This window comes from Streptomyces sp. NPDC059906, from assembly GCF_042730645.1.
GTDB classification, from domain to species: Bacteria; Actinomycetota; Actinomycetes; order Streptomycetales; family Streptomycetaceae; genus Streptomyces; species Streptomyces rubrogriseus.
The window spans coordinates 114,398-121,168 of the sequence record NZ_JBHWKU010000017.1; the positions used below are offsets into that span (position 1 = coordinate 114,398).

Annotated in this window: 7 protein-coding genes; 6 read left to right on the plus strand and 1 reads right to left on the minus strand. The window is 71.5% G+C overall.

Annotated elements, in window-relative coordinates; translation table 11 throughout:
• The first annotated feature begins 10 nt into the window (after positions 1-10).
• Together ACFV9J_RS24930 and nudC are read left to right on the plus strand one after the other, a co-directional pair.
• Positions 11-1,423: a dipeptidase gene (locus tag ACFV9J_RS24930; protein WP_385357200.1), complete on the plus strand. Its 1,413-nt coding sequence runs from the start codon at positions 11-13 to the stop codon at positions 1,421-1,423.
• A gap of 161 nt (positions 1,424-1,584) precedes the next feature.
• Positions 1,585-2,529, plus strand: coding sequence for an NAD(+) diphosphatase (gene nudC, locus ACFV9J_RS24935; protein WP_385357202.1), 945 nt, complete (start codon positions 1,585-1,587; stop codon positions 2,527-2,529).
• Positions 2,530-2,615: 86 nt separating this feature from the next.
• On the opposite strand, the gene ACFV9J_RS24940 is transcribed toward nudC, so the two are convergent.
• Complete coding sequence (locus ACFV9J_RS24940) at positions 2,616-2,858, minus strand: mycoredoxin (RefSeq protein ID WP_007444445.1); 243 nt, start codon at positions 2,856-2,858, stop codon at positions 2,616-2,618.
• Between the two features lie 137 nt (positions 2,859-2,995).
• Here ACFV9J_RS24940 and ACFV9J_RS24945 point away from each other — a divergent pair, with 137 nt between their 5' ends.
• From ACFV9J_RS24945 to ACFV9J_RS24960, 4 genes are all read left to right on the plus strand, one after another.
• Entirely contained in the window at positions 2,996-5,263 is a 2,268-nt protein-coding gene (locus ACFV9J_RS24945) for an ATP-dependent DNA helicase UvrD2 (RefSeq protein ID WP_385357206.1), read from the plus strand.
• Between the two features lie 164 nt (positions 5,264-5,427).
• Positions 5,428-5,760, plus strand: a complete 333-nt coding sequence (locus ACFV9J_RS24950; RefSeq protein WP_164278389.1) for a hypothetical protein — start codon at positions 5,428-5,430, stop codon at positions 5,758-5,760.
• Positions 5,761-5,936: 176 nt separating this feature from the next.
• Positions 5,937-6,305 carry a WhiB family transcriptional regulator gene (locus tag ACFV9J_RS24955; RefSeq protein ID WP_003973786.1) on the plus strand — a complete coding sequence of 123 codons (369 nt, stop codon included), beginning with the start codon at positions 5,937-5,939 and terminating at the stop codon, positions 6,303-6,305.
• Complete coding sequence (locus tag ACFV9J_RS24960) at positions 6,302-6,625, plus strand: hypothetical protein (RefSeq protein WP_109033322.1); 324 nt, start codon at positions 6,302-6,304, stop codon at positions 6,623-6,625. Before ACFV9J_RS24955 ends, ACFV9J_RS24960 begins: the two co-directional genes overlap by 4 nt.
• Positions 6,626-6,771 lie beyond the last annotated feature (146 nt).

Here is a 6,771-nt window from a genome sequence, read left to right on the forward strand (position 1 = left end):
GCTCGTAAGCATGAGCCACCCCGTTGACAATGCTGTCAGCGCTGTCCGCACGTACATCGAGCAGCACCGCGCCGCCTTCCTCGACGACCTCGTCGAATGGCTGCGCATCCCGTCCGTGTCGGCCCAGCCCGACCACGCGACCGATGTGCGCCGCAGCGCCGACTGGCTCGCCGCCAAGCTGAAGGAGACCGGCTTCCCGACCGCGGAGGTCTGGCCGACCCGGGGCGCCCCCGCGGTGTTCGCCGAGTGGCCCTCCGGGGACCCGCAGGCACCGACGGTCCTCGTCTACGGCCACCACGACGTACAGCCCGCCGCCCGCGAGGACGGCTGGAACAGCGAGCCCTTCGACCCCGTCGTCCGCGAGAACCGCCTCTACGCGCGCGGGGCTGCCGACGACAAGGGGCAGGTGTTCTTCCACACACTCGGCGTCCGCGCCCACCTCGCCGCCACCGACCGTACGGCTCCCGCGGTGAACCTCAAACTGCTGATCGAGGGCGAGGAGGAATCCGGCTCCCCGCACTTCCGTGCCCTCGTCGAGGAGCGCGCCGAGCGGCTCACCGCCGACGCGGTCGTCGTCTCCGACACGGGCATGTGGTCCGAGGACACCCCCACCGTCTGCACCGGCATGCGGGGCCTCGCCGAGTGCGAGATCCGGCTGCACGGCCCCGACCAGGACATCCACTCGGGCTCCTTCGGCGGCGCGGTCCCCAACCCGGCCACCGCCGTCGCACGCCTCGTCGCCGCCCTGCACGACGAGCACGCGCGCGTGGCGATACCCGGCTTCTACGACGGAGTGGCCGACCTCACCGACCGGGAGCGCGAGCTCTTCGCCGAGCTGCCCTTCGACGAGCGGCAGTGGCTGCGCACGGCCAAGTCGTACGCCGCCCACGGCGAAGCCGGACACACCACCCTGGAGCGCATCTGGGCCCGCCCCACCGCCGAGGTCAACGGCATCGGCGGCGGCTACCAGGGCCCCGGAAGCAAGACGATCATCCCGTCGTCCGCCATGGTGAAGCTCTCCTTCCGCCTCGTCGCGGGCCAGGACCCCGATCACGTGGAGAAGGCCGTCCGCGCCTGGGCCGACGAGCAGGTACCCGCGGGCATCCGCTGCGAGGTCGTCTTCGGCTCCGCCACCCGCCCGTGTCTGACGCCGCTGGACCACCCGGCTCTGCGGTCCGTCGCCCGCGCGATGGAACGGGCCTTCGGCACACCGGTCCGCTTCACGCGCGAGGGCGGCTCCGGCCCGGCCGCCGACCTCCAGGAGGTTCTCGGCGCCCCGGTGCTCTTCCTGGGCATCTCCGTCCCGTCCGACGGCTGGCACGCCCCCGACGAGAAGGTGGAACTGGACCTGCTCCTCAAGGGCGTCGAAACCTCCGCCCACCTCTGGGGCGACCTGGGGGAGCACTGGCGTCACGCGCCCTGAGCGTGGTGCACGGCCCGGGACCCGACCGGCATCGCGCGCGGCACACTGGAAACGCCGCCCCGCACCCGCCGAGCCCTCCCGGCCCCGGTCACCACCCGCCGTACGAACCGCCGAAACCGCCTGCCGAACCGAACCGCTCACCGGGGGAGTTGGAAGCACCCGTGACCACCTGGACCGACCGCACCGCCGACCGTCCCATCTCGCTCACCGCCCCCAGCGGCATCGACCGCGCCGCCCACCACCGCCTCGACGAGGCCTGGCTCGCGGCGGCGTGGAGCCACCCCTCGACGCGCTGCTTCGTGGTCTCCGGCGGACAGGTCCTCATCGACGAGACGCCCGACGGGGCCACCGAACTCGTCATGACCCCCTCCTTCGAGGCCCCGCTCACCGAGGCACACCGCTACTTCCTGGGCACCGACGAGGACGGGACCAGCTACTTCGCCCTCCAGAAGGACTCCCTGCCCGGCCGCATGGACCAGTCCGCGCGCCCGGCGGGCCTGCGCGAGGCCGGCCTGCTCCTGTCCCCCCGCGACGCCGGACTGATGGCCCACGCGGTCGCCCTGGAGAACTGGCAGCGCCTGCACCGGTTCTGCTCCCGCTGCGGAGAACGCACCGTCATCGCCGCGGCCGGCCACATCCGCCGTTGCCCCGCCTGCGGCGCCGAGCACTACCCGCGTACCGACCCCGCGGTGATCATGGCGGTCACGGACGGTGCGGACCGCATCCTGCTCGGCCGCCAGGTGCACTGGCCCGAGGGCCGCTTCTCGACCCTCGCCGGTTTCGTGGAGCCCGGCGAGTCCATCGAGCAGTCGGTGCGCCGCGAGGTCCAGGAGGAGGCCGGCGTCACCGTCGGCCAGGTCGAGTACGTCGCGAGCCAGCCGTGGCCCTTCCCGTCCAGCCTGATGCTCGGCTTCATGGCCCACGCCACCTCGACCGAGATCAACGTGGACGGCGACGAGATCCACGAGGCCCGCTGGTTCTCCCGCGAGGAGCTGGGCGCCGCCTTCGAGTCCGGCGAGGTCCTGCCGCCCTACGGCATCTCGATCGCGGCCCGCCTCATCGAGCTCTGGTACGGCAGGCCACTGCCGACGCGCAGCGCCTTCTGAGCCCGGACGCCGTAGACGCCACGAGAGGGGCGGCCGTCCCCGTCGGGGGAGGGCCGCCCCTCTCGTCGTGCTGTCCGGCCGGCCCGCTACGCGCCGACCTTCTGCTTCACCTGCGCCAGCGACGGGTTCGTCAGAGTGGAGCCGTCGGGGAAGAGCACGGTGGGCACCGTCTGGTTTCCGCCATTCGCCTTCTCCACGAACGCGGCGGACTCCGGGTCCTGCTCGATGTTGACCTCGGTGTACGCGATGCCCTCGCGGTCCATCTGGCTCTTCAGCCGACGGCAGTAGCCGCACCAGGTGGTGCTGTACATCGTCACAGTGCCCGACATGTCTCTCGTGCTCCTTAGGCGACTCGGAAAGCGGCGGCTCGGGGATGAGATCGCAGGAAGTGAACGTCCGCGGCGGCACGACCATTCCCGTCGCGCACTCCCACCGCGTGACGACTGTCGCATTGATACGACTATCGATGTGTGCCTGTGGACAACCGACTCACCCGTCCCGCGAGACCTGGCAGCATGGCGGTGTGACAGCAGCAACGCACTCCACCCTCTTCCCGCAGGTACCGGACTCGGCCGACGCGGTGCTCGAAGGGCTCGACCCCGAGCAGCGCGAGGTGGCGACCGCCCTGCGCGGCCCGGTGTGCGTGCTGGCGGGAGCCGGTACGGGCAAGACCCGGGCGATCACCCACCGCATCGCCTACGGGGTGCGCGCCGGGATCCTCCAGCCCTCCAGCGTGCTCGCCGTCACCTTCACCAACCGCGCGGCCGGCGAGATGCGCGGTCGGCTGCGCCAGCTCGGCGCCGCCGGTGTGCAGGCCCGCACCTTCCACTCGGCGGCGCTGCGGCAGCTCCAGTACTTCTGGCCGAAAGCGATCGGCGGTTCCCTGCCCAGGCTCGTCGACCGCAAGATCCAGCTCGTCGCCGACGCGGCCGCCGCCTGCCGCATCCGCCTCGACCGGGGCGAGCTGCGCGACGTCACCGCGGAGATCGAGTGGTCCAAGGTGACCCAGACGGTGCCCGCCGACTACGCCCCGGCGGCTGCCAAGGCCGGCCGTGAGGCGCCCCGCGACCCGGCGGAGATCGCGCAGCTGTACGCCGCCTACGAGGACCTCAAGCGCGCGCGCTCCGTCATCGACTTCGAGGACGTGCTGCTGCTGACGGTGGCCGTCCTCCAGGACCGGCACGATGTCGCCGAGCAGGTCCGCGCCCAGTACCAGCACTTCGTGGTCGACGAGTACCAGGACGTCAGCCCCCTCCAGCAGCGTCTGCTGGAGCTGTGGCTCGGGGACCGCGACGACCTGTGCGTGGTCGGCGACGCCAGCCAGACGATCTATTCGTTCACGGGAGCAACCCCCGACCATCTGCTCGACTTCCGCGGCCGCCACCCCGGCGCCACCGTCGTCAAGCTGGTCCGCGACTACCGTTCCACCCCCCAGGTCGTCCACCTCGCCAACGGTCTGCTCGCCCAGGCCCGGGGCCGGGCCGCCGATCACCGCCTGGAGCTGGTCTCCCAGCGGCCCACGGGCCCCGAGCCCGGCTACGCCGAGTACTCCGACGAACCGGCCGAGGCCGAGGGCGCCGCCCGCCGCATCCGCGAGCTCATCGACTCGGGCGTTCCGGCCGCCGAGATCGCGGTCCTGTTCCGGACCAACTCCCAGTCGGAGACCTATGAGCAGGCACTCGCCGACGCCGGGGTCCCGTACCAGTTGCGGGGCGCGGAGCGCTTCTTCGACCGGCCCGAGGTGCGCAAGGCCGGCAGTGCACTGCGGGCCGCCGCCCGCTTCGGCGGCAACGACTCCCTCCTCGACGACGCCGTCGACCTGCCCTCGCAGGTGCGCGCGGTGCTGTCCGGGGAGGGCTGGACGACCGAGCCCCCGGCCGGGTCGGGCGCCGTCCGGGAGCGGTGGGAGTCGCTGGCCGCCCTGGTGGGACTGGCCCAGGACTTCGCCGCCGCCAGAGCGGGAGCCACGCTGAGCGACCTCGTCGTGGAACTCGACGAGCGCGCGGGCGCCCAGCACGCCCCGACGGTGCAGGGCGTCACCCTCGCCTCCCTGCACTCGGCCAAGGGCCTGGAGTGGGACGTCGTGTTCCTGGTCGGCGTCGCCGAGGGCATGATGCCGATCACCTACGCAAAGACCGACGAGCAGATCGAGGAGGAACGCCGCCTTCTCTACGTCGGTGTCACCCGCGCGCGTGAACGCCTGCACCTGTCCTGGGCGCTGGCCCGGTCGCCCGGTGGCCGGCCGAACCGCAGGCCCAGCCGCTTTCTGAAGGGGCTGCGGCCCGGTTCTGGCACGGCGGGCGGGCAGGCGGCCGCCGGGGGTGCCGGGGGCGTGGAGCACGGGTTCCGAGGCGGCGGCGACGGTGGTGGCGCGGCCGCCGTGCCGAGACGGGCCCAGCGGACGCCGGCCCGCTGCCGGGTCTGCGGACGCACGCTCACCGACGCCGGTGAGATGAAGCTGATGCGCTGCGAGGGGTGCCCGTCGGACATGGACGAGGGCGTCTACGAGCGGTTGCGCGAGTGGCGGGCGGTGCAGGCGGGGCGCAGCGGACAGCCCGCGTTCTGCGTCTTCACCGACAAGACGCTGATGGCGATCGCCGAGTCCGTCCCGGAGGACGAGCGGGAGCTGGCCAGGATCCCGGGGGTCGGGATGCGCAAGCTCAATCGCTACGGGACCGACGTCCTGGCCATCTGCGCAGGCCAGGAAGGTGTGGGGCTTGACGAGGACGACTGATACAAACTCGTCGAAAAAATAGTTTGCGCATGCCCCGGGAATCCCCATAGGTTCTTGGTCACGGGAACAGCGGCCTTCCCGGAGGCCCTGAATCCGTGTTGTACTTGCATATCCGCGGACTGGTTCGTCCCAGTCCACCGAGACGCCGAGAGGAGGCGAGTCCAGTGATCAGCATCAACAGCAGCTTCGTCGTCAGCTCCACCGCCAAAATGACCGATCGCTCGGCCGTCTCCCTGTGCACGCTCGGCGCTTCTCACTCGGGCACCGGTCTGTCCGGCATTCGTGCCGTGCGTCCGGCTGCCGCCGCCGCTGCTCCCGCGGGCCTTCCCGTCCGGGAGCGCAATGAGCGACCGACCAAGGCACTGGAAGCAGCAGTAGCGGCACAGGCGCAGGCCTATGCCTTTACCGCGACCGGTGCCGGATTCCGGAAGCAGACGACGCAGCACCACCTGATGTGGGCCTTCCGTGGGCCAGAACCCTGGAGTGATCCAGCCTGATCGCCGATCAGGCCGGCGCCTTCAGGGCCGCGGAACCCCACCCGGGATCCGCGGCCCTTCTGTTTGTCCCCGAACGGGGGCGACAGCACGAAGGAGCCTCGGGACAAGAAAAGAACCCGGTACCAAGCCGCTACCCGGTCAACCGGCCGGAACGAACAGACGAGGAAGACCACCCCGTGCAACTCGAAGCGCACGCCCCGTCCGTACCGCCTTCCGACACGATCCCCAAGCCCTGTTCCACGGAGGACTCCACCTTGACCCCGCTCACCGCGCTCACCGCGCTCGACGACGCCATCGAGAACCTCGGCGTACCCGTCCCCTGCCGCTCCTACGACCCGGAGGTCTTCTTCGCCGAGTCCCCGGCGGACGTGGAGTACGCCAAGTCCCTCTGCCGCACCTGCCCGCTGATCGAGGCCTGCCTCGCCGGTGCCAAGGAGCGGCGTGAGCCCTGGGGCGTCTGGGGTGGCGAGCTGTTCGTCCAGGGTGTCGTCGTCGCCCGGAAGCGGCCCCGCGGTCGCCCGCGCAAGAACCCGGTTTCGGCATGAACACCGCAGGAACGATCGACCGCCCCCTGACGTACGACCCCCAGAAGCAGGCCCCGATGAAGCCGTCCACCCACGACATCGCAGGCACCGCGCCTGAAGACTTCACCACCAGTGGCGCGAAGGACTCGCGTCAGAACAGGACCCGTGAAATGCAACTCATCCCAGAAGCCCTGGCACGTGCGCATATGCACGACCGCCTGCATGAGGCCGAGCAGGAACGCCGGGCGCTGCGCCTGGCGACCGCTCGCCGGATGCAGCGCCGGGCGGAGCGCGCCTCGATGCGTGCTCGGCGTGCGCTGGCCATGGCGGTCATGCAGTAACCGACACACCTGAAGCAGTGGTCTCCCGGCGGGAGACGAAGCTCCGCCCGTGGGGGGCCGGGCCGAAGAAACGGCCCGCCCCCCCCGCGCCGTGCGCAGCCCGGGGTAACGAGATACGAGGGTCAAGCCGCCCAGGCCGGGCCCAC